The 25696-nt window shown below is 72.2% G+C and carries 25 protein-coding genes and 1 pseudogene; 17 read left to right on the top strand and 9 right to left on the bottom strand.

The features are described from left to right. The first annotated feature begins 13 nt into the window (after window positions 1-13). Both P1P75_RS06515 and P1P75_RS06520 read left to right on the top strand, forming a co-directional pair. Window positions 14-1357: a M1 family metallopeptidase gene (locus tag P1P75_RS06515; RefSeq protein ID WP_319252459.1), complete on the top strand. Its 1344-nt coding sequence runs from the start codon at window positions 14-16 to the stop codon at window positions 1355-1357. 13 nt (window positions 1358-1370) lie between these two features. Beyond that, window positions 1371-1748, top strand: coding sequence for a YchJ family metal-binding protein (locus tag P1P75_RS06520; RefSeq protein WP_319252436.1), 378 nt, complete (start codon window positions 1371-1373; stop codon window positions 1746-1748). A gap of 9 nt (window positions 1749-1757) precedes the next feature. On the opposite strand, the gene P1P75_RS06525 is transcribed toward P1P75_RS06520, so the two are convergent. Further along, on the bottom strand, window positions 1758-2459 hold the full coding sequence (locus tag P1P75_RS06525; protein WP_086768943.1) for a FadR/GntR family transcriptional regulator: 702 nt from the start codon (window positions 2457-2459) through the stop codon (window positions 1758-1760). Between the two features lie 130 nt (window positions 2460-2589). Between P1P75_RS06525 and P1P75_RS06530 the strand changes: the two genes are divergently transcribed. The 4 genes from P1P75_RS06530 (at window position 2590) to P1P75_RS06545 (ending at window position 6424) form a co-directional block, all read left to right on the top strand. Further along, window positions 2590-3108, top strand: a complete 519-nt coding sequence (locus P1P75_RS06530; protein ID WP_319252437.1) for a gluconokinase — start codon at window positions 2590-2592, stop codon at window positions 3106-3108. Between the two features lie 121 nt (window positions 3109-3229). Continuing rightward, on the top strand, window positions 3230-4627 hold the full coding sequence (locus tag P1P75_RS06535; RefSeq protein ID WP_266454530.1) for a gluconate:H+ symporter: 1398 nt from the start codon (window positions 3230-3232) through the stop codon (window positions 4625-4627). Window positions 4628-4637: 10 nt separating this feature from the next. Beyond that, on the top strand, window positions 4638-5399 hold the full coding sequence (locus tag P1P75_RS06540; protein WP_319252438.1) for an SDR family oxidoreductase: 762 nt from the start codon (window positions 4638-4640) through the stop codon (window positions 5397-5399). 14 nt (window positions 5400-5413) lie between these two features. Then, window positions 5414-6424, top strand: a complete 1011-nt coding sequence (locus P1P75_RS06545) for an L-idonate 5-dehydrogenase (protein ID WP_319252439.1) — start codon at window positions 5414-5416, stop codon at window positions 6422-6424. Window positions 6425-6441: 17 nt separating this feature from the next. Here P1P75_RS06545 and P1P75_RS06550 read toward each other — a convergent pair whose 3' ends face one another. From P1P75_RS06550 to P1P75_RS06560, 3 genes are all read right to left on the bottom strand, one after another. After that, window positions 6442-7074, bottom strand: coding sequence for a cytochrome b/b6 domain-containing protein (locus P1P75_RS06550; RefSeq protein ID WP_319252440.1), 633 nt, complete (start codon window positions 7072-7074; stop codon window positions 6442-6444). Beyond that, on the bottom strand, window positions 7058-7783 hold the full coding sequence (locus P1P75_RS06555) for a molybdopterin-dependent oxidoreductase (protein WP_319252441.1): 726 nt from the start codon (window positions 7781-7783) through the stop codon (window positions 7058-7060). Before P1P75_RS06555 ends, P1P75_RS06550 begins: the two co-directional genes overlap by 17 nt. Window positions 7784-7850: 67 nt before the next feature. Then, window positions 7851-8801, bottom strand: coding sequence for a hypothetical protein (locus P1P75_RS06560; RefSeq protein WP_319252461.1), 951 nt, complete (start codon window positions 8799-8801; stop codon window positions 7851-7853). Window positions 8802-9407: 606 nt separating this feature from the next. Between P1P75_RS06560 and P1P75_RS06565 the strand changes: the two genes are divergently transcribed. The 4 genes from P1P75_RS06565 (at window position 9408) to P1P75_RS06580 (ending at window position 11717) form a co-directional block, all read left to right on the top strand. Continuing rightward, a complete protein-coding gene (locus P1P75_RS06565; RefSeq protein ID WP_319252442.1) occupies window positions 9408-10301 on the top strand; it encodes a DMT family transporter in 894 nt (297 codons plus the stop codon). Window positions 10302-10458: 157 nt separating this feature from the next. Then, window positions 10459-10974: an NUDIX domain-containing protein gene (locus P1P75_RS06570; protein ID WP_319252443.1), complete on the top strand. Its 516-nt coding sequence runs from the start codon at window positions 10459-10461 to the stop codon at window positions 10972-10974. Window positions 10975-11016: 42 nt separating this feature from the next. Continuing rightward, a complete protein-coding gene (locus P1P75_RS06575; protein WP_086771076.1) occupies window positions 11017-11409 on the top strand; it encodes a YidH family protein in 393 nt (130 codons plus the stop codon). Then, window positions 11406-11717 carry a DUF202 domain-containing protein gene (locus tag P1P75_RS06580; RefSeq protein ID WP_319252444.1) on the top strand — a complete coding sequence of 104 codons (312 nt, stop codon included), beginning with the start codon at window positions 11406-11408 and terminating at the stop codon, window positions 11715-11717. Before P1P75_RS06575 ends, P1P75_RS06580 begins: the two co-directional genes overlap by 4 nt. Window positions 11718-11758: 41 nt before the next feature. On the opposite strand, the gene P1P75_RS06585 is transcribed toward P1P75_RS06580, so the two are convergent. Next, window positions 11759-12706, bottom strand: a complete 948-nt coding sequence (locus P1P75_RS06585) for an NADP-dependent oxidoreductase (RefSeq protein ID WP_319252445.1) — start codon at window positions 12704-12706, stop codon at window positions 11759-11761. 111 nt (window positions 12707-12817) lie between these two features. Here P1P75_RS06585 and P1P75_RS06590 point away from each other — a divergent pair, with 111 nt between their 5' ends. The 3 genes from P1P75_RS06590 (at window position 12818) to P1P75_RS06600 (ending at window position 15527) form a co-directional block, all read left to right on the top strand. Next, window positions 12818-13114 carry a hypothetical protein gene (locus tag P1P75_RS06590; protein WP_319252446.1) on the top strand — a complete coding sequence of 99 codons (297 nt, stop codon included), beginning with the start codon at window positions 12818-12820 and terminating at the stop codon, window positions 13112-13114. A 171-nt stretch (window positions 13115-13285) separates the two neighbouring features. Then, complete coding sequence (locus P1P75_RS06595) at window positions 13286-14308, top strand: phosphotransferase family protein (RefSeq protein WP_319252447.1); 1023 nt, start codon at window positions 13286-13288, stop codon at window positions 14306-14308. Between the two features lie 4 nt (window positions 14309-14312). Further along, a complete protein-coding gene (locus P1P75_RS06600) occupies window positions 14313-15527 on the top strand; it encodes an acyl-CoA dehydrogenase family protein (RefSeq protein WP_319252448.1) in 1215 nt (404 codons plus the stop codon). Window positions 15528-15648: 121 nt separating this feature from the next. Here P1P75_RS06600 and P1P75_RS06605 read toward each other — a convergent pair whose 3' ends face one another. Genes P1P75_RS06605 through P1P75_RS06615 form a run of 3 tightly spaced genes read right to left on the bottom strand, consistent with a single transcriptional unit; the run spans window position 15649 to window position 18696 of the window. Further along, a complete protein-coding gene (locus tag P1P75_RS06605; protein ID WP_319252449.1) occupies window positions 15649-16242 on the bottom strand; it encodes a TetR/AcrR family transcriptional regulator in 594 nt (197 codons plus the stop codon). A gap of 25 nt (window positions 16243-16267) precedes the next feature. Further along, the gene (locus tag P1P75_RS06610; protein ID WP_319252450.1) at window positions 16268-17935 is read right to left on the bottom strand and encodes an AMP-binding protein; all 1668 of its coding nucleotides are present in this window, start codon (window positions 17933-17935) and stop codon (window positions 16268-16270) included. Then, on the bottom strand, window positions 17932-18696 hold the full coding sequence (locus tag P1P75_RS06615) for an SDR family oxidoreductase (protein WP_319252451.1): 765 nt from the start codon (window positions 18694-18696) through the stop codon (window positions 17932-17934). The genes P1P75_RS06610 and P1P75_RS06615 overlap by 4 nt, the downstream gene beginning before the upstream one ends. Window positions 18697-18875: 179 nt before the next feature. Here P1P75_RS06615 and P1P75_RS06620 point away from each other — a divergent pair, with 179 nt between their 5' ends. Continuing rightward, window positions 18876-20138, top strand: a complete 1263-nt coding sequence (locus P1P75_RS06620) for a DUF1343 domain-containing protein (protein ID WP_319252452.1) — start codon at window positions 18876-18878, stop codon at window positions 20136-20138. A gap of 117 nt (window positions 20139-20255) precedes the next feature. Continuing rightward, window positions 20256-20753: pseudogene (locus tag P1P75_RS06625) on the top strand (serine-threonine protein kinase); the annotation flags it as partial. A gap of 73 nt (window positions 20754-20826) precedes the next feature. Here P1P75_RS06625 and P1P75_RS06630 read toward each other — a convergent pair. After that, window positions 20827-23613: a penicillin acylase family protein gene (locus tag P1P75_RS06630; protein WP_319252453.1), complete on the bottom strand. Its 2787-nt coding sequence runs from the start codon at window positions 23611-23613 to the stop codon at window positions 20827-20829. A 233-nt stretch (window positions 23614-23846) separates the two neighbouring features. Between P1P75_RS06630 and P1P75_RS06635 the strand changes: the two genes are divergently transcribed. Further along, window positions 23847-24449: a hypothetical protein gene (locus tag P1P75_RS06635; protein ID WP_319252454.1), complete on the top strand. Its 603-nt coding sequence runs from the start codon at window positions 23847-23849 to the stop codon at window positions 24447-24449. Window positions 24450-24766: 317 nt separating this feature from the next. Beyond that, window positions 24767-25696, top strand: a 930-nt coding sequence (locus tag P1P75_RS06640; protein WP_319252455.1) for an RNA ligase (ATP), incomplete at its 3' end; no start/stop codon positions are given.

The raw sequence follows: 25696 nt of genomic DNA on the forward strand, positions 1-25696 counted from the left end.
AGCGGACGCGGAAGTGGCAGTTCAGCAGGCAGGTGGGCCGGACCCGTACTTCCCGGCCAACGGTGATCCCCGCTACCGGGTGCATCGCTACGAACTCACGCTGGACTACCGGCCCGGCCCGAACCGGCTCTCGGGCACGGCCCGGATCAACGCGATAGCCGGGCGTTCCCCGCTCGCCGAATTCCAGCTCAACCTGGCCGACTTCAAGATCGGCCGGGTCCGGGTGGACGGCCGCCAGACGCACTACACGCATCGCGGCGGCAAGCTGCGGGTCCGGCCCGCCAAGCCGTTGCGGGCCGGGGCGGCGTTCACGGTCGAGGTGCACTGGGCGGGCAACCCGAAGCCTGTCAGCAGCCCCTGGGGCGGGATCGGCTGGGAGGAACTGGGGGACGGGGCGCTGGTGGCGAGCCAGCCCGTGGGGGCGCCCTCGTGGTACCCGTGCAACGACCGGCCCGCCGACAAGGCGTCGTACCAGATCTCGGTCACGACGCCGTCGGCGTACTCGGTGGTGGCGGGCGGCCGGCTGCTGACGCGGACGACGAAGGCGTCGACGACGACCTGGGTGTACGAGCAGTCCGCGCCGACGTCGAGCTATCTGGTCGGGCTGTCGATCGGCAAGTACCAGACGGTGCTGCTGGGCGATCCGGGGCTGGGCGGGGTGCCGCAGCACGGGCACATCCCGGCGGACCTGCTGCCGGAGTTCTCTCGGGACTTCGCGCGTCAGCCGGGCATGATGCACCTCTTCCAACAGCTTTTCGGGCCCTACCCGTTCGACGAGTACGCCGTGGTGGTGACGGAGGAGGAACTCGATGTCCCCGTCGAGGCGCAGGGGTTGTCGCTGTTCGGCGCCAACCATGTGGACGGGGCGCGGGGTTCGGAGCGGCTGGTGGCGCACGAGCTGGCGCACCAGTGGTTCGGCAACAGCGTGTCCATCGCGGACTGGCGGCACATCTGGCTGAACGAGGGCTTCGCCAAGTACGCGGAGTGGCTGTGGTCGGAGCGTTCGGGCGGCCGTACGGCGCAGCAACTGGCCGCTGTCGCGCACCGGTTGCTGTCCACACTGCCGCAGGACCTGAAGCTGGCGGATCCCGGCCGCAAGTCGATGTTCGACGACCGGCTCTACGAGCGGGGCGGGCTCACCGTGCACGCGTTGCGCTGCGCGCTGGGTGACGACGCGTTCTTCCGGATGCTGCGCGCCTGGCTCGGCCTGCACCGCGGCGGCGCCGTCACGACGTCCGTCTTCACGGCTCACGCGGCACGGTTCGCGGCCGAGCCGCTGGACGACCTGTTCGACGTGTGGCTGTACGGAACGGCGCTGCCGCCGCTGCCGTCGGCCGAGACGCGGGCGGCCGTCTAGGAGAATGGCGGGCATGACGACCCGATCCTGTCCCTGTGGGCTGCCCTCGCCGTACGAGGCGTGCTGCGGCCGGCTTCACTCCGGGAGCGCCGCCGCCGCGACCGCCGAGGCGTTGATGCGGTCGCGGTACAGCGCCTTCGTGAAGGGGGACGCGGGGTATCTGCTGCGGACCTGGCATCCGCGGACCCGGCCGGGGCGGCTGGAGCTGGATCCGGGGATGCGGTGGACGGGGCTGGAGATCCTCGACACGGTCGACGGGTCGGCGTTCCACACCAGCGGGGTCGTGGAGTTCCTGGCCTCCTACCGGGGCGGCGAGCTGCGGGAGCGGAGCCGCTTCGAGCGGGTGGAGGGGGCCTGGGTGTACGTGGACGGGGAGTTCCCGCAGCGGTAGCGAGGCGGGCTACGGCGCGAGGATGTCCAGTTCCTCCAGGGCGCCGACGGTGATCTCGCGGGTCAGCTTCTCGGCGCGGTCCGCGTCGCCCTCGCGGACCGCCTCCGCCACCTGCACGTGCAGGGTGACGGCCGTCGGGTCGGGGTCCTCGAACATGACCTCGTGATGGGTGCGGCCCGCGAGGACCTCCGCGACGACGTCGCCGAGGCGGGCGAACATCTCGTTGCCGGAGGCCGTGAGGATCACACGGTGGAAGGCCACGTCGTGGATGAGGTAGCCCTCCAGCTGGTGGCCTCGCGAGTTGGCCACCATGCCGAGCGCGCACTCGGTCAGCTCGGCGCACTGCTGCGCCGTGGCGTTGCGTGCCGCCAGGCGCGCCGCTACCGGCTCGATCGCCGAGCGCAGGACGGTGAGCGAGCGCAATTGGTGGGGACGGTCGGCGCCGGCCAGCCGCCAGCGGATGACCTGCGGGTCGTAGACGTTCCACTCGGCCTTGGGGCGTACCGTCACGCCGACCCGGCGGCGGGACTCGACCAGGTGCATCGACTCCAGGACGCGGACCGCCTCGCGCATGACGGAGCGGGAGACGTCGAAGCGCTGGGCCAGTTCGTCGGTGCGCAGGACGCTGCCCGGCGGGTACTCGCCCGCGGTGATGGCGGGGCCGAGGGTGTCGAGTACATGGCCGTGCAGACCCCGGCCCGGAGTGGTCATGCACTCAGCGTACGGGGTAGATCACGGAACCAAAAAGTCAGACTTATTTGTCACAGACTCTTGAATTCGTCGTACCTAATAGGTTTCAGTGTCGTCCACATCAGGTGTCGAGGAAGACAGCGAGGCAGAGATGCGAACCCCCCACGTCGTCGCGGTGATGGGCGTCGCCGGCACGGGCAAGACCACGATCGGTCCCCTGCTCGCCGCCCGGCTCGGCGTTCCCTACGCCGAGGGCGACGACTTCCACCCGCAGGCCAACATCGCCAAGATGTCGGCCGGCACCCCGCTCGACGACGACGACAGGTGGCCGTGGCTCGACGCCATCGGAACCTGGGCGCACGAGCGGGCCGGACTGGGCGGGGTCGTCAGCTGCTCGGCGCTGAAGCGGTCGTACCGCGACCGGCTCAGGGCCGCCGCACCCGGGATCGTGTTCGTGCACCTCGCGGGCGACCGGGCGCTGGTCGAGGACCGGATGGCGCACCGGCAGGGGCACTTCATGCCGACCGCGCTGCTGGACTCCCAGTTCGCCACGCTCCAGCCGCTCGAAGCGGACGAGGCAGGGGCGACGGTCGATGTGACCGGCACGCCCGAGGAGATCACCGAACGGGCCGCGAAGGCCCTCGACGTCCTTCCCGACACCCACCGGTAGCCGCCCCGCTCGGACGGGTCACCGCCCCCGCGGTCCCGTAGTGCCTGCGCGCCGCCCGCACCCGTAGTGCCTCACCCCGTAGTACCCCTCTCCCCATCCCCCGTACGCGTAAGGGACCCCCGTGACCAGACTCAGCGTCGAGATGCTGGCGGCGGACAGTGTCGAGCCGATCACCTCGGCCGGTCATGCCCAGCTGGGCATCGCCGTGCTGGCGGGCATCGCCGTCATCGTCCTGCTCATCACCAAGTTCAAGCTTCACGCCTTCCTGGCGCTGACCATCGGCTCGCTCGCCCTGGGCGCGTTCGCCGGGGCACCGCTGGACAAGACGATCGTCAGTTTCACCACCGGTCTCGGGTCCACGGTCGCCGGTGTGGGCGTGCTGATCGCGCTCGGCGCGATCCTCGGCAGGCTGCTCGCCGACTCCGGCGGCGCCGACCAGATCGTCGACACGATCCTCGCCAGGGCGGGCGGCCGCTCGATGCCGTGGGCGATGGTGCTGATCGCCTCGGTGATCGGCCTGCCGCTGTTCTTCGAGGTCGGCGTCGTCCTGATGATCCCGGTCGTGCTGATGGTCGCCAAGCGCGGCAACTACTCGCTGATGCGCATCGGCATCCCGGCGCTGGCCGGTCTGTCCGTGATGCACGGCCTGGTCCCGCCGCACCCCGGTCCGCTCGTCGCCATCGACGCCGTGGACGCCAACCTGGGCGTGACGCTCGCGCTGGGCGTGCTGGTCGCCATCCCGACGGTGATCATCGCCGGTCCGGTGTTCTCCCGGTTCGCCGCCCGCTGGGTGGACGTCCCGGCCCCGGAGCGCATGATCCCGCAGCGCCCCTCGGAGGACCTGGAGCGGCGTCCCGGCTTCGGCGTCACGCTGGTGACGATCCTGCTGCCCGTCGTGATGATGCTGGCCAAGGCGCTCGTCGACATCGTCGTGGACGACCCCGAGAACACCGTGCAGCGCGTGTTCGACGTGGTCGGCTCCCCGCTGATCGCCCTGCTCACCGCCGTCATCGTCGGCATGTTCACCCTCGGCCGGGCGGCCGGCTTCACCAAGGACCGGATCTCCGCCACCGTCGAGAAGTCCCTCGCCCCCATCGCCGGCATCCTGCTGATCGTCGGCGCGGGCGGCGGCTTCAAGCAGACCCTGATCGACTCCGGCGTGGGCCGGATGGTCCTGGAGATCTCCGAGGACTGGTCGATCCCGGCCCTGCTGCTGGCCTGGCTGATCGCGGTGGCGATACGGCTGGCGACCGGTTCGGCGACCGTGGCGACGATCTCCGCGGCCGGCCTGGTCGCGCCGCTCGCCGCCGACATGTCGACCGCCCACACCGCCCTGCTGGTCCTGGCGATCGGTGCCGGCTCGCTGTTCTTCAGCCATGTCAACGACGCCGGATTCTGGCTGGTGAAGGAGTACTTCGGCCTCACCGTCGGCCAGAACATCAAGACCTGGTCGGTCATGGAGACCCTCATCTCGGTGACCGCCGGCGGCCTGGTCCTGCTGCTCTCCCTGGTCATCTAGGAGTACGGGGATGACTCACCCTCTGTTCGACATCGGCGGCCGTACGGCCCTGGTGACCGGCTCCAGCCGTGGCATCGGGCTCGCGCTCGCCCGCGGCCTCGCGGAGGCCGGCTGCACGGTGGTCCTGAACGGGCGGGACGGTGACCGCCTCGCGAAGGCGGCCGCCGGCCTGCCCGGCGGGCGGGTGCACACGGCCGTGTTCGACGTCACCGACGGCGCCTCGGTGGCCGCCGGCATCGCGGACGTGGAGGAGCGGATCGGACCCCTCGACATCCTTGTCAACAATGCGGGCATGCAACTGCGCGCCCCGCTCCTGGAGTTCGCGGAAACGGACTGGCACCGGATCCTGGACACCAACCTGACCAGTGCGTTCCTCGTCGGGCGCGAGGCGGCCCGGCGGATGACGGAACGCGGCCACGGCAAGATCGTCAACATCTGCTCGCTGCAGAGCGAGGTGGTGCGGCCCGGCATCGCGCCGTACGCGGCCACCAAGGGTGCCCTGAAGATGCTCACCAAGGGCATGTGCGCGGACTGGGGCCCGTCCGGCGTCCAGGTCAACGGCCTGGGCCCGGGGTACATCGAGACCGAGCTGACCCGGCCGCTCGTCGAGGACGAGGAGTTCAGCGCGTGGGTGCGGCGCCGCACCCCGGCCGGCCGGTGGGGCCGTACCGAGGACCTCGTGGGCGCCCTGCTGTTCCTGGCCTCCCCGGCGGCGGACTTCGTCGGCGGGCAGATCCTGTACGTCGACGGCGGCATGACGAGCGTCTTGTGAAAGGGGCCCCGCGGATGCTGGGTTGTGTGATCCACGGTCAGGACGACCTGCGGGTGGAGGAGCTGGCGTCGCCGGTCCCCGGCCCGGGTCAGGTCCTCGTCGCGGTCCGCTACGGCGGTGTCTGCGGGTCCGACCTGCACTACTGGCGGCACGGCGGGGTGGGCGACTTCCGCCTGGCGGAGCCGATGGTGCTGGGCCACGAGGTGGTGGGGACGGCCCTCACGGGCCCCCTCGCCGACCGGGCCGTCGCCGTGCACCCCGCCACCGCGTGCGGGGTCTGCCCGGAGTGCCGCGACGGCCGGCGCAACGTCTGCCGGGACACCCGCTACCTGGGCAGCGCGGCCCGCACCCCGCACGTCCAGGGCGGCTTCGCGGCCCGGATCGCCGTCGCGGCCGAGCAGCTGCGGCCGCTGCCCGGGGGACTGGAGCCGCGCCGGGCGGCGCTGGCCGAGCCGCTCGCGGTGGCGCTGCACGCGGTGCGCCGGGCCGGGCCGGTCGCCGGGAAGCACGTCCTGGTCACCGGTGCCGGGCCGATCGGCTGCCTGGTGGTCGCGGCGGCCAGGGCGGCGGGCGCGGCACACGTGACCGTGACGGACCTGCTCCCGGCGGCGCTGGCGTACGCCCGCACCGCCGGCGCCGGCACGGCCGTACGGGCCGACGATCCGGCGGATCCCGGATGGCCGTCCGAGGTGGACGTGGCCGTCGAGGCGTCCGGGGTGGCCGCGGGGCTCGGCACCTGTCTGCGGCTGGTGCGGCGCGGCGGGGTCGTCGTGCAGCTCGGGATGCTGCCGCCGGGGCAGAGTCGGTTCGCGGGCAATCTGGTGGTCAGCCGGGAGATCGAGCTGCGCGGGGCGTTCCGCTTCGACACCGAGTTCGACGACGCGCTGGCGCTGCTGGCCGCCGAGGACTCCTTCGACGGGCTGGTCAGCGCGGTGGTGCCGGTGCGGGAGGCGGAGTCGGCGTTCGCCCTGGCGGCCGACCGCGGCCGGTCCTGCAAGGTGCTGCTGGACTTCGGCACCGCTTGAGACCCTCTTTCGCGGCGTCAGCGGCGCCACAGCGGGTGTTCCCGGTCGGCCCAGTCCGGGCTGACCGATCCGGTGCGCATGCCGCGGCGGGCCTCCGGGTCGCCCAGGGCCATGCCGATGTGGCCGGCCAGGACGATGCCGATGGTCAGGGCGAGCCAGTCGTGCACGAAGGTCGCGCTGGTCCGCCACATGATCGGGGTGAGGTGGGTGAACCACATGAGCAGCCCGGTGCCGAGCATGACCAGCGTCGCGCCCGCGATCCACGCGGCGTAGACCTTCTGGCCCGCGTTGAACTTGCCGGCCGGCCGGGACCGGGCCCGCCGGTCCCGGCGCAGGGCGGCGCGCAGCCAGCGGCGGTCGTGCGGCCCGAAGCGGTTGAGGTGAGCGAGGTCGGCGCGCAGCGCGCGGGAGGCGAGTCCCGCCAGGACGGGGACGGGCAGGGCGAGGCCGGCCCACTCGTGGACGCGGACGACCAGTTCGCGGCGGCCGACGAGCTGCGCGAGTTCGGGGACGTACAGGAAGGCCGCCGTCAGGACGCAGACGCCCATGAGCAGGGCGGTCGTGCGGTGGACCCACCGTTCGGCCCGGCTGAAGCGGCGGATGCGGGTGGTGGCGGGCGGGGCGTCGGCGGGGTCAGCTCGTAGGGTCATCGTCGCGCCCGTTCGAACGGCCCACCCAGGCGTCGATGTCGTAGCCGCGCTTCTCCCAGTAGCCGGGCTTCACCTTCTCGGTGACGGTGATGCCCGAGAGCCACTTGGCGGACTTGTAGAAGTACATGGGTGCCACATACAGGCGGACCGGGCCGCCGTGGTCGTGGCCGAGGTCCTCGTCCTGCATGCGCAGGGCGACCAGGACGTCGGAGCGGCGGGCCTGGGCCAGGGTGAGGCTCTCGGTGTAGGCGCCGTCGAAGCAGGTGAAGCGGACGGCGCCGGCCCGTGCCCGCACTCCGGCCGCGTCGAGCAGGGTGGACAGCCGTACGCCCTCGAAGGGTGTCCCGGGCACCCGCCAGCCGGTGACGCACTGGACGTCCTTGACCATGCGGGTCTGGGGCAGGGCCCTCAGGTCGGCCAGGGTGTATTTCGCGGGGCGGTCGACCAGGCCGTCGACGGTGAGGCGGTAGGTCTGCGCGTTCTTGTGCGGTACGGAGGAGGTCACCGAGTAGTAGCGGAAGCCGCCCCCGTTGGGGAGCAGCCCGGTGAGGCCGGTGGGGTCCTTGTCGGCGGCGCTGCCCAGGAAGTCCTCCAGGCCGCGCTGGAGGACGGGGGCGGCGACGACGCCGAGGGCGCCCAGGCCGAGCGTGCCCAGGAAGACGCGGCGGCCCATGGGCGTGCCGCGTTCCTCGGGTGGTTCTGCTGTCACAGGCCCATTCGAGCACTCGGGGCGTGGACGGGGCCAGGGGTCCGGGCAGGCCGTCAGAATTCCGTCATCACTTCACGGAGCCGGAGCCGGAGCCGGAGGAGGAGCCGGAGCAGGGGGCCTCCTGGCCGAGCGCCGCCGTGCGGGCCGCGTGGAAGGCGGCGTACGGGTCGCGGGCCGGGTACGACCAGGGGGCCGGGGTGACGTGGTCGCCGATGCGCTGGAAGAGGGCGGCGGCCTCGGCGGGCCGCCCCTCGCAGAACTTGGCGTGCGCGAGGAAGTTCAGGTCGACCAGGCGGCGGGGGTGTCCGTCGTGCTCCCATTCGAGCCACCAGTCGAAGGCGGCCTTCATCACGTCGGCGGCCCGGTGGTCGCGCCAGTGCCGGGCCGTCGTCGGGTCGGCGGGGGCGTGGCCGCGGACGGCCAGGGCCCGGTAGCGCTCGGCGTGCGCGACGATCGGGAGAATGGCCAGCGGGGAGTCGGCGGGCGCCTGCTCGGCCGCCCAGGACGCGAAGTCGTAGACCTCGTGCAGCTGGTCCGGTCCTGCGTCGGCGCGGCGCTCGGCGAGCAGGGCGACCATCAGGTGGTGGGCGTGGTGGTGGTCGCGGTGGCGGGCCCGGACCTCCTCGAAGATCCGGACGGCGTCGGCGGTGCCCTCGCGCTCCAGCATCAGCAGGCCGAGCCACGGGGTGGGGTCGGCGGGTGCGGCCTCGGCGGCAATCCGGCAGGCCGCGCGGGCGCTGGCCGGGGTCTCCTTGCCGCGCAGGGCGCGCCGGACGTGGGCGAGGGCGAGCAGGACGGCGGCGTCGGCGCAGCCGGGTTCGGCGAGCAGCCACGCGTGGGCGTGGGCCGCGGCGTAGGGATCGAGGGCGAGGACGGTGATCCGGTGTCCGCGCCGGTCCCAGTCGTCACCGGTGCGGGCGAGCAGCGAGCGGGCGGCCTGCCGTCGGCCCTGGGCCTGCGCGGCACGGGCGCAGGCCAGCTCGGCGTCGTCGAGGGCCGGGTCGGTGACGGGCGGCACGGTGAGCGGGGGCGCGGTGAGCGAAGGGTCGGTGAGCGAAGGGGCTGCCACCCTCGGGTCAGCGAGCGCGGCCTGCACGGACGTGGCCTCCGCGAACGCCGTGTCGACGGTCGCGGCCGGGCGCTCTCGGCTCCCGGACGGGGACGAGGGGGGTGGTGGGGGCACTGCGGGACTTCCTCGTGCTTCTCGGTGACGGGCCGGGGCAGGGCGCCGCGTACGGCTCGGGCGGCGGGCACGTCATCGGCCCGCAATCGGCCGATCACCCTCAGCAAACCGCCAGCCCGTGCTTGCCGTCAAGCGCCGGGGTCACATGACGGCCGTCAACTGCCTTCCGACGGCAGGGAGTTGGCGAACCTCCGCACCGGTCGCGGCACCGTGGGGGGCGCGAATGTGGCGTACGCCATGGCGCGGCCCGCTCCCGTCCCTCAGCATGGCCGCACGGTCGCTCCGCGCCGCACCCGGCGCCGCGACCGCGTCAGGCGCCCGGAGCAAGGTACTCCCCCGAGGCACGTTCCTCCGGGCACTCGCAGGGCGCCGAGTGCGCCCCGAGGCTGCGGTCGGTGACTCCCCGTCCCGTGGCCCGACCCGATGATCGAGGTACGCAGCGTGTCGGTTCTGGTTCTGCTTCTCGCCGTGAGCGCCGCCTGCTGCCTGGGTTTCGGATTCGTCCTCCAGCAGAACGCGGCCCAGAAGGCGCCCCTCGGCGACTTCCTCTCGCCCCGGATCCTGCTCGACCTGATGCGCGTGCCACGCTGGCTCGGCGGTATGGGACTGATGGTGGCCGGCATGGCGCTCGGCGCCACCGCCCTCGGCCAGGGCCAGGTGTCGCTGGTCGAGCCGCTGCTCGCGACCAACCTGCTCTTCGCCCTCGCGCTCTCCCGCCGCCAGACCGGACAGCCGCTCGGCCGGCAGGGGTGGTCGGGCCTGCTGCTGCTCGGGGGCGGGGTGAGCGCGTTCATCGTGGCGGGCGAGCCGCGCGGCGGCACGGCGGTCTCCGATCCGCTGCGGCACTGGCTGATCATCGGCGGGATGGTCGGCCTCGCCCTGCTCCTCACCGCGTACGCCAAACGCTCACGGCTGTCCTCGGGCCCGGTGCTCCTCGCCCTCGCGGCCGGGCTGCTCTACGGCGTCCAGGACGCCCTGACCCGGGTCAGCGGTGAGCGCTTCTCCGACGGCGGTCTCGTCGAACTGCTCACCGGCTGGCAGCCGTACGCCGTGCTGGTGCTAGGAGTGACCGGCCTGGTGCTGGTGCAGAGCGCCTTCGAGACGGCGCCCCTGCGGATGTCGCTGCCCCCGCTGACCGCCGCCCAGCCGCTGGCCGGGATCATCTGCGGGGTGGGCTTCCTCGGGGACCGGCTGCGTACCGACGCGGGCGCGCTGGCCTGGGAGGCGGCGGGGCTCGCGGCGGCCGTGGTGGGCATCATGCTGCTCGGGCTGCACCCCGCGATGCCGCAGGGCGCGGCACCGCGCGAGCGGGTGCCCGACCTCCAGGCGATCTGACCTCCAGCGCTCCGACGTCCGGCGCTCTGACGTCCGGCGCTCCGACGTCCGGCGCTCTGACCTCCGGCGCTCTCACCCCAGGCCGCTCCGCCCCTCCTCCCCCTCCTGCCTCCGCCCGCTCTGCCGCACGGCCGGCCGCCCCTGCTTGGATGGGCGTATGAGCGCTGCTGACGAGATCCTCGACGTCGTCGACGAACACGACCGGGTCGTGGCACAGCTTCCCCGCGGGCAGGTGTACACCGAGGGCCTGCGCCACCGCTGCGTCTTCGTGCGGGCCAGGGACGCCGAGGGGCGCCTCTTCGTGCACCGCCGCACCTCGACGAAACTGATCTTCCCCTCGCTCCACGACATGTTCGTCGGCGGGGTCGTCGGTGCGGGCGAGACCTACGACGACGCGGCCCTGCGCGAGGCCGAGGAGGAACTCGGGGTGAGCGGTCTGCCGCGCCCGGAGTTCCTCTTCACGTTCCTCTACGACGGCGGCGCCCGCGGGACCTGGTGGTCGGCCGTGTACGAGGTGCGCTGCGAGCTGCCGGTGAACCCCCAGGTGGAGGAGGTGGCCTGGCACGCCTTCCTCACCGAGGAGGAGGTCGAGGGCCATCTGGGCGACTGGGAGTGGGTGCCGGACGGGCTCGCGGCGTACGAACGGCTCAGGGCGTTGCGGGCGGCCGACTGAGCGCGGCGAGTCCGTGGACGGGCGGCAGGTAGGGTCCGGCACGTGAGCGAGTTCGTGCGGAACGTCCGGTTGTGGTTCGCGCCCGAAGGGGTCCGGCAGGAGGGGGTGACGCCCGACTACCGGTTCTCGCTGGCCAACGAGCGCACCTTCCTGGCCTGGCTGCGCACCGCGCTCGCGCTGATCGGCGGCGGGTTCGCGGTGGACCAGTTCCTGCCGGACCTGCGCTGGGGCTGGCGGGTGGGGCTGGCGCTCGCGCTGCTCGCGGCGGGCGTGCTCTGCTCCCTGCGGGCGGTGAACCACTGGGTGCGCTGTGAGCGGGCGATGCGGCGGGGCGAGGACCTGCCGGTCTCGCGTTTCCCGGCGCTGCTCGGCGTCCTCGTCGCCGTGGTGGCCGTCGCGATGGTCGTCGTGGTGCTGGTCGGGTGGGAGGGGTGAGCGGCGACCGCGATCCAGGGCTCCAGCCGGAGCGGACCCGGCTCGCCTGGCGGCGTACGACGCTGTCGAGCACCGTCGCCGCCGTGCTCGGCATGAAGGCGGCCCTGCACGGGGGCGCGTCGGCGTCCGCGATCGCGGCGTGCGTGGCGTGCGGCGGGCTCTGGCTGGGCTTCCTCGCCCTCGCCCACCACCGCATCCGCGTCCTCGCCTCGGCGGCCGCTCCCCCGGCCCTGCACCCCCGCCGCGCCACGGCGGCGGCACTGTGCACGGTGGCGCTGGCGGTGTGCGCGGCAGCGCTGGTGATCTAGCGCCTCTCGGGTCGTCCGGGGTCCTCTCGCGGCTGCGGGTCTCACTCTCCCGACTCGTCCGGCCAGTCCACCGTCACCACGATCTTTCCGCGGGTACGGCCCTCCTCGCTCCGCCGGTGCGCGTCCGCCGCGCGCTCCAGCGGGAACGTCTGCGAGACGTGGACCGAGACGACGCCCTGTTCGGCCAGCTCCGCGAGCCGGGTGAGGTCGTCGGGGTCGGGGCGGACGAAGGAGTAGTGGCCGCCGTAGTCGACGACGTCGCCGTCGGCGATCGACACCAGCCGTCCCTCGGGCGCCAGCAGGTTGGCGGAGGTCTTCAGGGTGTCGCCGCCGATCGTGTCGAAGGCGGCGTCCACGCCCTCGGGGGCCAGCCCGCGCACCCGTTCGGCCAGGCCGTTCCCGTAGGTCACGGGCTCGCCGCCCAGGGAGCGTACGAATGCGTGGTTGGCCTCGCTCGCGGTGCCGATCGGGCGGGCGCCGAGATGGCGGGCGAGCTGCACGGCGATCGAGCCGACGCCGCCCGCCGCCGCGTGGATCAGGACGGTCTCGCCGCGCTTGACCTGGAGGGCCTTGGTGAGGACCTGGTAGGCGGTGAGGCCCACCAGGGGCAGGCCGGCGGCCTGCTCCCAGGTGAGGTTGCGCGGCTTGCGGGCGAGGGTGCGCACAGGGGCGGCCACGTACTCGGCGAAGGTGCCGCGGGAGAGGAAGTCCTCGCGGACGTAGCCGATCACCTCGTCGCCCACCGAGAACTCGCCGACGGCCGGGCCCGGCTGGACGACGACACCGGAGACGTCCCAGCCCGGCACCACCGGGAAGACGGCTTCGAGGGCGCCGTCGAGATAGCCCGCCCGGCACTTCCAGTCGACGGGGTTGACGGCGGCCGCCCGCACCTTGACCAGCACGGAGTCGGGGCCGACCTTGGGGTCGCGGACCTCGCCGTACTCGAGGACCTCGGGACCGCCGTACCGGCTGTAGCTGATGCCCTTCATGCCACCGACCCTCCGGGGTACTCGCACGCCACGCAAGCCGGATGCCCGGATATGCGCCGTTCGCGTGGCAGCCTGTCCGACGTCATCCCCGTACCCCCGAAGGTGAGCGCCATGACCACCCTTCACCAGGAGCACCCGGCCCACTCCCACGCGCACGGCCCGGAGTGCGGACACCCGCGGGTCCCGCACGGAGACCATGTGGACTACGCGCACGACGGGCATCTGCACCGCGAGCACGGCGGCCACTGGGACGAGTGCGAGCCGGGCGGCCATCTGCCCCACGAGGTGCACGAGCACCGGCACGGCGAGGGCTGCGGACACCCCGGCGTGGTCCACGGCGACCACGTCGACTATCTGCACGACGGGCACCGCCACGCCGAGCACGAGGGGCACTGGGACGACCACTGAACACCGCACCGGCCCCGCGCACATTCCTCACACGGCTCCCCGGGTTCTCCCCGGGGGGCCGCCGTCGTCCTATCGTGGCTCCGATCACTTTGCGCACACCCTCTGGACGTACATACCGACCGGTCGGCATCATGGTGCGGGTCACCGTTCACCCGTCCGTAGGAGCGATGTATGACCCCCGACCACCCGCCCGGACTCGACCTCGACCGGCTGCGCGCCCTGCTCGACCGTGAGCGCCCCGGTCTGGTCGACGGCCCCCTCAGCGGCCGGCTGATCGAGGGCGGACGGTCGAACCTCACCTACGCGGTCACCGACGGCGGATCCCGGTGGGTCGTCCGGCGGCCCCCGCTCGGCCATGTCCTGGCCACCGCGCACGACATGCGGCGCGAGCACCGCGTGATCGACGCCCTGTACCCGACCAGTGTGCCGGTGCCGCGTCCCGTGCTGCTGTGCGAGGACGACGAGGTGCTGGGGGCGCCCTTCTACGTCATGGAGTTCGTCGAGGGCACGCCCTACCGCACGGCCGACCAGCTGGGCCCGCTCGGCCCGGAGCGCACCCGCGGCGCGGTGCTGTCCCTCGTGGACACACTCGTGGAACTGCACGCCGTCGACCCGGCCGCCGTCGGCCTCGCCGACTTCGGCCGCCCCGAGGGCTTCCTCGACCGGCAGCTGCGCCGCTGGGGCAAGCAGCTCGACGCCTCCCGCAGCCGTGACCTGGCCGGCATCGACGAGCTGCACGCCGCGCTCGGCCGGTCGCTGCCGTCCTCCCCCGCCCCGGCGGTCGTGCACGGCGACTACCGGCTCGACAACGTCCTGATCGGCGAGGACGACACGATCAGGGCGATCCTCGACTGGGAGATGTCCACGCTCGGCGATCCGCTGACCGACCTGGGCCTGCTGGTGATGTACAGCGTGCCGCTGGAGATGCCGGAGTCCCCCGTCTCCACCACCGCCTCGGCCGCGGGCCACCCGACGCCGGCCGAGCTGATCGAGCGGTACGCCGCACGCTCGGGGCGCGATGTTTCGGCCGTCTCCTGGTACACGGCGTTCGCCTGGTTCAAGCTCGCCGTCATCCTCGAGGGCATCCACTACCGCTACACGCTCGGCCAGACGGTGGGCCGCGGCTTCGACCGCATCGGCGAGCTGGTCCCCGTCTTCATCCACCACGGCACGACCACTCTCCAGGAAGGCTGACGCCATGGACTTCGCGTTCGACGCACGCACGGAGGAGCTGCGCGCCAGGCTGCTCGCCTTCATGGACGAGTACGTCTATCCGGCCGAGGCGGTCGCCGAGGAGCAGCGCGCCCTGCTCGCCTCGCCGTGGGACACCCCGGCGGTCGTGGAGGAGCTGAAGGCCGAGGCCCGCCGCCAGGGTCTGTGGAACCTCTTCCTGCCCGACGCGGAGTACGGCGCCGGCCTCACGAACCTCCAGTACGCGCCGCTGGCCGAGATCACCGGCCGCTCCCCGCACCTGGCGCCGACCGCTCTGAACTGTGCCGCGCCCGACACCGGCAACATGGAGGTGCTCTCGCAGTTCGGCACCGAGCAGCACAAGAAGCAGTGGCTGGAGCCGCTGCTGGCGGGGGAGATCCGCTCTGCGTTCGCGATGACCGAGCCGGAGGTGGCCTCCTCCGACGCCACGAACATCACCACGCTCATCGAGCGGGACGGCGACGACTACCTCGTCACGGGCCGCAAGTGGTACATCTCCGGGGCGATGAACCCGGACTGCACGATCTTCATCGTGATGGGCAAGACGGACCCGGACGGCTCCGACATCCGCCGTCAGCAGTCCATGGTGCTGGTGCCCCGCGACACCCCCGGGGTGACCGTCAAGCGGGCGATGAAGGTCTTCGGGTACGAGGACCACTCGCACGGCGGCCACGCCGAGGTGGTCTTCGACCACGCGCGCGTGCCGGCGACCAACCTGATCGGCGAGGAGGGCGGCGGCTTCGCCATCGCCCAGGCCCGGCTCGGGCCCGGCCGCATCCACCACTGCATGCGGCTGATCGGCATGGCCGAGCGGGCCATCGAGCTGATGTGCCGCCGGGCCGTGTCGCGGGACGCGTTCGGCAAGGCGCTGGCGCAGCAGGGCGTGGTCCACAACTGGATCGCCGACGCGCGTGTGACGGTCGAGCAGCTGCGGCTGCTGGTGCTGAAGACGGCCTGGATGATGGACACGGTGGGCAACCGGGGCGCGCACACCGAGATCCAGTCGATCAAGATCGCGACGCCGCGGGCGGTCGTGGACATCCTGGACCGGGCGATCCAGCTGCACGGGGCGGGCGGGGTCAGCCAGGACTTCCCGCTGGCGGAGCTGTACGCCTCGGCGCGGACGCTGATGATCGCAGACGGGCCGGACGAGGTGCACCAGCGGTCGCTGGCTCGGCGGGAGTTGAAGAAGTACCTGTGAAGCGGGGGTGTGGGCGGTGGGGTTTCGCCCCCGCCGCCCCTTCCCTTCCCGTCCCTGAGGGCTGCGCCCCCGGACCCCCGGACGGGCTGGAACATCCCTACGGGCGCAGTTTTGGGCGCAGTTATGGGCGCAGCGCCCTCAGCAGCAGGTCGGCCAGGTGGTCGGCGACCTCCTGGGGGGCCATCGGGCCGTCGGGGCGGTACCAGGTCGACAGGTGGTGCACGGAGCCGAAGTGGTAGTCCACGATCAGGTCGGCCGGGGTCGCCTTCGAGAAGACGCCCTCCTGCTGGCCCTCCTCGATGAGGGCGCGGAAGCGTTCGTGGTAGCGGCGGCGCTCGGCGCGGACCTGCTTGTTCTTCTCGGGGCTGAGGTGGTGCATCGAGCGGAAGAAGATCGACGCGTCGTCGAGGTTGTCGATCGTCGTGACGACCACGTCGGCCGCCGCGCCTCTGAGCCGCTTCTCGATGGGTTCGTCGGCGTTCGCGAACGCGTCGAGCCGCTCCTGCTGGATGCGCAGCACGCGCGCGTACACCTCGTGCAGGAGGTCGTCCTTGGAACCGAAGTAGTGGTACAGCGCCCCCTTCGTGACGCCTGCCGCCTCGACGATCTCCTGGACCGAGGTGCGGTCGTAGCCCTGCTCCGCGAAGAGCCGGGTGGCGGCGGCGAGAAGCCGTTGCGGAACAGGCGCCTCTGTACCGTCCGTCGTCCTGGGCACTGCCGCCACCTGCCTTCCGTTCGCCTTACTGGCTGTCTTGCGCGCGGGAACGAAGTTCCCGACGGAGGATCTTCCCACTCGCCGTCTTGGGCAAGTCGGGCAGGATCTCCACCTGCCGCGGATATTTGTAGGCGGCCAGTCTCTCCTTGCAGTACACCGCCAGCTCATCGGGGTCCGTGTCGGTCCCCGGACGCAGGCTGATGTACGCCTTCACCGTCTCCCCGCGGTACCCGTCGGGCACCCCGACGACGGCCGCCTCGCGCACCGCCGGGTGGGTGTACAGCACGTCCTCGACCTCTCGCGGCCAGACCTTGAAGCCGGACGCGTTGATCATGTCCTTCTTGCGGTCGACGACGTACAGCCAGCCCTGTTCGTCCATGAAGCCGATGTCGCCGGTGCGCAGCTCGCCGTCGGGAAAGGTCTCGGCGGTGGCGTCGGGGCGGCGCCAGTAGCCGGGAACCACCTGGGGTCCCCGTACGAGGATCTCGCCCTGTTCGCCGAAGGGCACCTCCTCGCCCCGGTCGTCGACGATCCGTACGACCGTGTCGGGGCCGGGGACGCCGACCGCGAGGGTCCCGGAGGCCGGGTCCACGGGTGCCTCCCGGTGGGGCGGCACGGAGGCGCAGGGGGCGCTGCACTCGGTGAGGCCGTAGCCGTTGCGGATGTACGGCCCGAAGCCGGCCCGGAACTTCTCCACCAGGGCCGGCGGCAGCGGGGCACCGCCGGAGGAGATGTTCACGAAGGAGGAGAAGTGGTCCCGGGTGACGTCCGGGTGGGCGGCCAGCGCCATGAACGCGGTGGAGGGGCCGACCGTGTAGTGCGGGCGGTGCTCGGCGAACGCCTCCAGGACGAGGCCCGCCTCGAAGCGGTACGTCAGGACGAGCGTGCCCGCGCTGTTCAGGCAGGCGCCCAGCTGGCAGACCATGCCGGTGATGTGGAACAGGGGCGCGAGCGCGTAGTACACGGGCCCCTCGGGCAGATGCAGGCCGGTGCTCTGCCGTTCGGCGTTGTACATGAGGTTGGCGTGCGTGTTGGTGGCGCCCTTGGGCGCGCCGCTGGTGCCCGAGGTGTAGCTGATCAGGGCGATGTCCGCGCCGGCCGGGTCACGGTCGGCGGGCGCCGGGTGCCCGGCGCGGGCGACGGCGGTCAGGTCGTCGGCGTCGGAGGCCTGTGGGAGCCTCTCGAAGGTGAGCACGCGCGCGTCGCCGCGCGTCTGGAAGTCCAGCTCGCACGCGGTGAGCACGATCCGCACCGGCGAGTCGGCCGCCGCCTGGCGCAGATACGACTCCCAGGCGCGGTCGGCACAGATCAGCGCGGCCACCTCGCCGTCCCGCAGGACGTGGCCGACCTCCCCCGACTTGTACATGGGGTTGACGGGGACGACGATCGCGCCCGCCTTCCACGCGCCCAGCACGGCGAGCACGAACTGCGGGGAGTTCTGCAGCAGGACGGCGACCCGGTCGCCCCGCTCCAGGCCGCGGGCCGCCAGGTGCCCGGCGACCGAGTCGCTCAGCTCGTCCGCCTCGCGGTAGGTGAGCCGGCCGTCGAAGTAGGCGAGGAAAGGGCGCTCCGGGGCCTCGGCGGCGGACCGGCGAAGGGCGTGCACCAGCGAGGCGGCCGGGTCGACCGGGCCGCGCTGGGCTTCGTCGAGGAGGTCCAGCCAGGGCTTGGCGGCGTAGCGGGAGGCGGTCACTTCGCGGCCTCCCACTTCTGCTGGATGTGGTTCATGGTGGACAGCCAGCGCTCGGGGTCACCGGCCCGCGCCTGGTAGTACCCGGCGACCTCGGGGTGCGGCAGGATCAGGAAGCGGTCCTCGGCGATCCCCTCGAAGAGGGCGTCCGCCACGTCCGCCGGCTCGATCGCGGTCGGCTTGAGGACGAGGTCGCCCGCGGTGCCGGTGGCGTCGAGCATGTCGGTGCGGACGCCCTGGGGACAGATCGCGTGGACCTTGATCCCGCGGTGGCGGTACGTCAGCGACAGCCACTCGGCGAAGGCGTACGCGCCGTGCTTGGTCACGCTGTAGGGAGCGGCGCCGATCATGGTGAGCAGTCCGGCGGCGGAGACGGTGGAGACGAACCGGCCCGAGCCGCGCTCCAGCCAGTCGGGGATCAGGGCGTCCGCCGCGCGGACATGGGCCATCACGTTGACGTCCCAGGCCAGTGCCCACACCGGTTCGCCGGCCGCCTCGGACTCGCCCGAGGCGACACCGGCGTTGGCGCAGTAGACGTCGACGCTGCCGCCGAGTGCCTCGCGGGCCTCGTCGATGATCGCGGAGGCGTCGCCCGGTACGGCGGTCCCGCCGACCTCCTCGGCCACGGCCTTCGCCCGGTCCGCGTCCAGGTCGTTGACGACGACCCGTGCGCCCTCCGCCGCGAAACGCCGGGCGAGCGCGGCACCGATGCCGCCTCCCGCCCCGGTGACGACGACTCCTGCACCTCGAACGGCTTCCACCATCGATCTCCTTCGACCCGGCTGGCTGGGGCGCCACGGCGCCCTGCGCTCCGACCGCCAGACTAACCGGTCGGTATGTTTCGGAAAAGGGGAAGCGCAACACCGTTAAGGGGCGCGGGGCCGTATCGCTGTGCGGCGGCTCCGCACCGGAGCGCGATCAGCCACCCACACCAGGAGCCGGCATGCATCTGCCCAGACGAACCCTGCTCGCGGCGACGGCGGCGGCCGCCACCCTCCCGGCGACCGCGACCGCGACCGCGACCGCGACCCCGGCCCCGGCCCCCGCCGCCGCGGCCCGCCGCACGCGGACCGGCTTCGAGCGCCTGCGGGCGGCCGGGTACGCCCAGCTCGGGGGAGAGCGGACCGGGATCGTCACCAACCCCACCGGCGTGACCCGCGACGTACGCCACATCGTCGACGTGATGCACGCCGACGACCGGGTGGACCTGGTCGCCGTGTTCGGCCCCGAGCACGGTTTCCGGGGCACCGCGCAGGCGGGCGGCTCCGAGGGCCGCCACGACGATCCGGCGACCGGTCTGCCCGTCTACGACACCTACCTCAAGAGCGGGCAACCGCTTGCGGACGTGTTCACCGCCTCCGGCGTCGACACGGTCGTCTTCGACATCCAGGACGTCGGTGCCCGCTTCTACACGTACATCTGGACGCTGTACGACTGCATGGAGGCGGCGCGGCTGGCCGGGAAGCGGTTCCTGGTGCTGGACCGGCCGAACCCGGTGACCGGGCGGGCGGCGCTGGGCCCCGTGCTGCACCCGGAGTTCGCGACCTTCGTGGGGCGCGAGCCGATCGCCCAGGCGCACGGGATGACGGTGGCGGAGCTGGCCCGGCTGTTCAACGCGGAGTTCCTGGCCGCGCCGGTGGAGCTGGAGACCGTACCCATGAGCGGATGGCGGCGCGCGGACTGGTACGACGCCTCGGGGCTGCCGTGGGTGCCCGCCAGCCCGAACATGCCGACGCCGGAGACGGCCCTGGCGTACGCCGGGACCTGTCTGTTCGAGGGGACGAACCTGTCGGAGGGCAGGGGCACGACCCGCCCGTTCGAACTCCTCGGCGCGGAGGGCGTCGACGGGCGGTGGGCGGAGGCCGTGAACGCCCTCGGGCTGCCCGGAGTGCGTTTCCGCGAGGCGTATTTCGCGCCGGCCTTCTCCAAGTTCCAGGGGAGGACGGTCGGCGGGGTGCAGCTCCACGTGGACGACCGGGACGCCTTCGACCCGGTCCGCACCGGCATCGCCCTCCTGGTGACCGCCAGGAAGGTCTGGAGCGGCTTCGGCTGGCGTGCGGATCACTGGATCGACAAGCTGACGGGCTCGACGTGGGTGCGTACGGCGATCGACAAGGGGGCGGAGGCCGACGAGGTGGTGGCGGGCTGGCAGGAGGAGCTGGCCGCGTTCCGGCGGGTGCGGCGGGAGTATCTGCTGTACCGGTGATCCGGTGTGCCCTGTACCGGTGAGCCCCTGTACCGGTTGGGCCCGTGGGCCATGACATCTGGTCAACTCCCGCCGCTCGCAGGACGATGCGCCCACCTGGCGCGCGGCAGCGGGGCGTTCGCGCTGCGCGGCCTGCCCGAGGGAGTACGTGCGGTCAAGTCCGTGACGCTGCTCCAAGGGGCCTTCTCGCACTACGCGTTCGCCGCGCAGCTGCCGCACGACCCGCGCGCGGGCGGCGCGCTCCAGGGGCAGCAGCACCGCATCGACGGTCCGCTGGTGTGCTGTCACTCGCGGCACGACACGGCGCTCGGCACGGTGTATCCGCTGGCCTCCCGGATGGCGGGCGACGCGCGCGGGGCGGTCGGGGAGCCGCTGGTGGGAAAGCTGCTGGGCGCCAAGTGGGGGGCGTTGGGCTTCGACGGTGTGCGGGCGGTGCCGGGCACACGCGCGTGCACGCTCGCCGAGGCGCTGTCGGCTCCGCTGCCGGCGTCGGGCTGCGTGAACGTGGACGCGGCGGCCGTGGTCCGGCGCGGCGGCCCGCCGTCCGGGGCGCACAGCGACATCGTGCACCCCGAACTGGCGCGGGTGGTGCTGGCGGCGGGCCGCGTCCGCTGAGGCCGCGGCCCGCCTGTCAACCGGCTACCGGCTACCGGCTACCGGCTACCGGCTACCGGCTACCGGCTACCGGCTACCGGTGCGAGGTGAACTCGACCACCTGCTGGTAGGTGGGCCGGTTCTGCCAGCTGATGTTGCCGTGCTTGATGCCGCCCAGGGTGCGCTGGACGATCGAGTCGGCGCACCACTGGTTGCCCGCCGCGCACAGGGTGTCGCCGGGGTAGACCTGGGCCGCGGTCCGGCCGGCCGCCTCCTTCAGGGTGGTCAGGAGGAGGTCGCGGCAGGCGCTGAGAGCGCCGCCGCCGCAGTACTTGCGGCCCAGCGCGCCCTGCACCGGCTCACCGAGCACCGCCCTGATGTCCTTGTCGACATAGCTCCACCAGCCGTACTGGAAGGCGCTCCCGGCGTGTGCGCCGGTCGGGCCGTGCGCGGCCGACGGGGTCTCGTCGATGGGCAGGTTGTTCGTCATGGCGGTGTAGAGCGCGGTGCCGAGGCCGGGTTCGAACTCCGCCTTCACCAGCAGCGGCCACCAGGCGTCGAGGATGCGGATGGCGTCCGCGTCGGCGTACGTCTTCGAACCGGCCGTGGTCTCCGTGCGTCTGCCGCCCGCCGCCAGCCAGGTCTGAAGCCTGGCGACCGCGGCCGAGGCCGTGGGGTCGGTGACCGGGGAGCTGTTGACCACCTTCAGCAGGTCGGGCAGAACGTCCTGGGCGCGCAGATCGGCGAGGGCGGCGTCCGCCATCGCCTTGGTCAGCGACGCCCTGGTGACACCGCCGGCCTGGACCAGCCTCTTCACCCGGTCCTCCAGCAGGTTGCCGCGGTGCACCGAGCCGTTGCCCCACGGTGCGGTCGCGTAGTCCTTGGCCTGCTTGTTGTTCCAGGAGATGTAGTAGTCCTGGTCGATGGAGTTGGGGTGCTGCGAAGCGGGCGTGTACGCGGCCGTGTTGGTCGCCGGGTCCCAGCTTCGCCACTCGTACGCCGGCTGCGCCCAGACCGGGAACTCGGCGTCGACGCCGCTCGCCCGGACCGGGTTGTCGCCGCTGTTGTAGTAGGCGGTGTGTTCGGAGTCGGCGTAGAACCAGTTGAAGGTGTAGTTGATGTGCTGCACCGCGCTCTGGAAGGACTCCGGTCCCTTGACGTGGTCGGGGTCGTTCAGCATCTGGAAGCCGATGATGGAGTCGGCCTCGTGCAGGAACGACGAACGCAGGGTGGTGTAGGCGACCTTCTTGCCGCCGACGGTCGCGCGGTACTCGACGGGCCCGTACTTGGTGCGCCAGGCGCGCATCGTGTACGAACCGGCCGCGGTGCCGTCGGCCGTGGTCGGTTTCCAGGCGTTCTTCTGCTCGACCTTCTCCATGGGCGTGCAGGTGCCGCGGTACAGGTAGTGGATGTCGTCCTGGCACAGCTCGACGGCGTAGGTGTCGATGATGTCCTGGCCGGAAGTCGTGGCGCTCCAGGCGTAGTCCTGGCCCCGGCCCAGTTCGACGTACATGCTGAGGCCCGCGAAGGAGGCGCCGCGGGCGCTGATGCCGGGGCCCTGGAGTTCCTGGAGCAGCAGGAGCTGCGGGGCGAAGTACCCGGTCTGCGGGCCGAAGACGGCGACCGGGTGGCCGCTGGCCGTGTGGTCGCCGCTCACCACGAGGGCGTTGGACATACCGCGCCGGGCGGAGCTGACGGCGGTCTGCGCGGCCGTGACGGAGGCGCCGGTGGCACCGGTGCCGACGGCGCTGCCCGTGCGGTCGTACACGAGCGGTTCGGCGACGACCGAGCCGGGGTCGGGCAGGGCCTCGCCCTGCGGGTCCTCGGGCCGGACGGCGTAGGGGAAGCTCTTGCCGTCGTGGAGGGTCATGACGGCCTCGGGGTCGTTGCGCTCGCGGAAGGACTCCCAGACCGCGGTGCCCTGTTCGGCGCCGTACTTCTCCTGTGCGGCGAGCAGCGATATGGCGTTGTTGACCTCCCCGCCGCCGCCCGAGCCGAAGAGGGCGCCGATGACCGATCCGAGCGCCACCAGGTCGGTGATCTTGAAGTGGGCGATGCTGCCCGCGTTGGTGATTGAGTCCTTGTGGCCCGTGAGGACGTATTCACCGGGGAAGTAGCGGCCGCTGTCGGAGGCGTCGATATAGGCGTTGATGCCGGCCAGATAGGCGTTGGCGTCGGCCAGGGCCTGCTGGCCCCGGGCGCCGTTGGTGGCGATCGCGTTGTCGATCTGGGCCTGGAGGTCGGCCTCGGTATAGGGGGCGTGGCGCCAGAACTGCTGTTCCAGGCCCTGGTTGGAGGGATCGCCGCCCGCAAAGGAGGTGAGCTGGCCCCGGCCGACGTGCCGGAAGACGTCCATGAGCCACAGGCGGTCCTCGGCGGCCGCATAGCCGGCGCCGAACTCGGTGCCGTATCTGGTGGTACCGGTGATGTGCGGTACGCCCGTCTTCTTGTCGCGGACGATCGTGACGTCACCGCGGCCGGCGGGCTTGACGGTGGAGGCGACTTGATCGGCGGGAACTCCGAAGGACGCGTCGTTGAAGAACGTGTTGATCGTGGCGTTGGTGAGCGTCGTATGGCCCTTGGCCAGGTTGGCGTAGGGGCCGAGCTGGTCGGCGGCGTGCGCCGGCTGGGTGCCGAAGGCCTGGTTGAGCAGGATCTGGGCCAGCGTGGCGTTGCCGTTCTGGCCGGGCGGCAGGATGTCGGAACACTGGTTGCCGCAGTAGTCGTTGGCGGCGGTGACCTCGGCCGCTGCCGCCGTCTGGGAAAGAGGCGACAAAAGTCCTGCAATCAGGGCGCATATGGATGCGCTCTTCAGGAACCCGGGGATTCTGCCGGGAGTTCTCAGTGTGTCGAGTGCGGTGCGGGAGGTTCGCCGTGACATCGGCAACTCCTAGCGAGGGGGGGTGGCGGAGAGGTTACCGCCGGTATCCCCGGGATTGAAGATGAACATGCGTCACTTTTTGGAGTCGCCTCATCCGGCTTATGCACGGCATCGGAAAACGGATGGACGGGAAGGGAGCCGAATCGCGTGTCGATACGTCTATTCGGCGACGTCCGTACGACGACGCCGAAGTGACCGAAGTACAGGTGCAGATGTGACGGAGGTGCAAGGCGATGGCCGGTTTCCGGAGTCTGGCGAGACAGGTGCGCGACCCGCGGTGCGATCTGGCACTGCGGCGCTACTCACTCCGCAAGTGCCTTGAGCGATTCGCCCCCTACGGGCACAGGGCGACCTGGGACCATCTGTGCGACCGTGCCGGGTTCGGTCCCGAGGACCGCTCCCCCGATCCGGCGCGGCTCGTGGCCGCACTGGACGAGCTGGAGGCGGCGCGGGCGGTATGGCTGGCCTACGAGGTCGAGTTCGCCGACCGCCGCAGGAAGGAGAAGCACGACGGGCTGCGCCGGCCCGGCAGCGTGGACGACTGGCACCGGATGACGTGGGGCGGCTTCGGCGTCGCCTGGTGCGACGACCCGCGGGTCCACCCCCGTGAACCGCTGGCCGAGGTGCTGCGCCGGCTGATCGCCGCACTGGAGCGCGCACCGGGCTCCGGCTGCCCGGTGTGCGGCGGCGAACGGCTCCTGTGGAGGTACGACCTGGACCACGACCCGTCGGCCGGTCCGGTCTGCACGGACTGCGGAATACTCGTCCCGCGTCCCGTGCTCACGCCCGAGGCCCTGGCGTACGCCAGGCGCGGACGGCTGCTCGTATCGGCCTGATCCCACGCGGGATCCAGGTGAACGGCGGGGGTGCGCCGGGGATGCCGCACCCCCTTTTCATGCCGTCCTGCCCCGTCCTCGACTGGTGGCGGAGGGCCGCCGTACCAGTACGGGTGCGCCCAGCGTTCGTCGTGGGGCAGGGCCAGGAGGGCGGCGCGGGTGGCGAGGTCCGAGTTCGTCCCGCCAGGACTCCGCGCGCGGCGTCGCCGCCGGCTGAAGAGAGTGACGTTACCAGCGGCAAATCGGGTCGCTCCAGCCCTTTCCCGCGGGGAGAGTTGGGGGCGATGAGACATTCCTGAACCCTGCTGGAGGAGCCCATGTCGACGCTGCGCGTCACCGCCGAAGTACTGACCGTCCACGAGCATCCGGGCGCCGACGCCCTCGAACTGGCCCAGGTCGGCCTGTACCGGGCCGTCGTCGCCAAGGGCGTCTACCGCACGGGCGAGGCGGCCGTGTACATCCCGGAGCAGTCCGTGCTGCCGGCCGGGCTGATCGAGGAGCTGGGGCTCACCGGACGCCTGGCGGGCGGCAACGCGGACCGGGTCAAGGCGGTACGGCTGCGGGGCGAGCTGTCGCAGGGAATCGTGTGCCGGCCCAAGGCGCTGGCGGACGTCGATCTCGCGCGGGCGGTGAAGGAGGGGACGGACTTCGCGGAGCGGCTCGGCATCGTCAAATGGGTGCCGCCGATCCCGCCCACGATGAGCGGCGACGTGGAGTCCGCGCCGGACCTGCTGCCCTGGGTCGACATCGAGAACATCCAGCGGTATCCGGACATCTTCACGGCCGGCGAACCGGTCGTCCTCACCGAGAAGCTGCACGGGTCGGCGTGCCTGATGACGTATGTCGCCGACGAGGGGCGGGTGTACGTCTCCTCCAAGGGCTTCGGCGCGAAGTCGCTGGCGCTGAAGGAGGACGAGCGGAACCTGTACTGGCGCGCCGTGCGCGGCCACGGCGTCCCCGAGGCGGCCGCCCGTCTCGCCGAGCGGCTGGGCGCGCGGCGGATCGGCATCTTCGGCGAGGTGTATGGCGCGGGGGTCCAGGACCTGACGTACGGCGCCGACGGGCGCCGGGAGACCCTCGGGTACGCGGTGTTCGACGTGTCCGCGGAGATCGGGGGTGCGGTGCGGTGGCTGGACGCGGGGTCCGTGCTGGGGGATGAACTGCCGTTGGTGCCGCGGCTGTTCGAGGGACCGTACGACAGCGCGCGGGTGCTGGAGCTGGCCGCCGGGCGGGAGACGGTGTCGGGG

This window comes from Streptomyces sp. ID05-39B (assembly GCF_033794725.1).
Lineage (GTDB): Bacteria > Actinomycetota > Actinomycetes > Streptomycetales > Streptomycetaceae > Streptomyces > Streptomyces bobili.

What these genes read in the sequence shown, in the direction of transcription:
- P1P75_RS06520 (WP_319252436.1), top strand. Translation starts at nt 1,371, where the DNA reads ATGACGACCCGATCCTGTCCCTGTGGGCTGCCCTCGCCGTACGAGGCG.
- P1P75_RS06525 (WP_086768943.1), bottom strand. Translation starts at nt 2,459, where the DNA reads ATGACCACTCCGGGCCGGGGTCTGCACGGCCATGTACTCGACACCCTC.
- P1P75_RS06530 (WP_319252437.1), top strand. Translation starts at nt 2,590, where the DNA reads ATGCGAACCCCCCACGTCGTCGCGGTGATGGGCGTCGCCGGCACGGGC.
- P1P75_RS06540 (WP_319252438.1), top strand. Translation starts at nt 4,638, where the DNA reads ATGACTCACCCTCTGTTCGACATCGGCGGCCGTACGGCCCTGGTGACC.
- P1P75_RS06545 (WP_319252439.1), top strand. Translation starts at nt 5,414, where the DNA reads ATGCTGGGTTGTGTGATCCACGGTCAGGACGACCTGCGGGTGGAGGAG.
- P1P75_RS06550 (WP_319252440.1), bottom strand. Translation starts at nt 7,074, where the DNA reads ATGACCCTACGAGCTGACCCCGCCGACGCCCCGCCCGCCACCACCCGC.
- P1P75_RS06570 (WP_319252443.1), top strand. Translation starts at nt 10,459, where the DNA reads ATGAGCGCTGCTGACGAGATCCTCGACGTCGTCGACGAACACGACCGG.
- P1P75_RS06585 (WP_319252445.1), bottom strand. Translation starts at nt 12,706, where the DNA reads ATGAAGGGCATCAGCTACAGCCGGTACGGCGGTCCCGAGGTCCTCGAG.
- P1P75_RS06590 (WP_319252446.1), top strand. Translation starts at nt 12,818, where the DNA reads ATGACCACCCTTCACCAGGAGCACCCGGCCCACTCCCACGCGCACGGC.
- P1P75_RS06595 (WP_319252447.1), top strand. Translation starts at nt 13,286, where the DNA reads ATGACCCCCGACCACCCGCCCGGACTCGACCTCGACCGGCTGCGCGCC.
- P1P75_RS06600 (WP_319252448.1), top strand. Translation starts at nt 14,313, where the DNA reads ATGGACTTCGCGTTCGACGCACGCACGGAGGAGCTGCGCGCCAGGCTG.
- P1P75_RS06615 (WP_319252451.1), bottom strand. Translation starts at nt 18,696, where the DNA reads ATGGTGGAAGCCGTTCGAGGTGCAGGAGTCGTCGTCACCGGGGCGGGA.
- P1P75_RS06620 (WP_319252452.1), top strand. Translation starts at nt 18,876, where the DNA reads ATGCATCTGCCCAGACGAACCCTGCTCGCGGCGACGGCGGCGGCCGCC.
- P1P75_RS06630 (WP_319252453.1), bottom strand. Translation starts at nt 23,613, where the DNA reads ATGTCACGGCGAACCTCCCGCACCGCACTCGACACACTGAGAACTCCC.
- P1P75_RS06635 (WP_319252454.1), top strand. Translation starts at nt 23,847, where the DNA reads ATGGCCGGTTTCCGGAGTCTGGCGAGACAGGTGCGCGACCCGCGGTGC.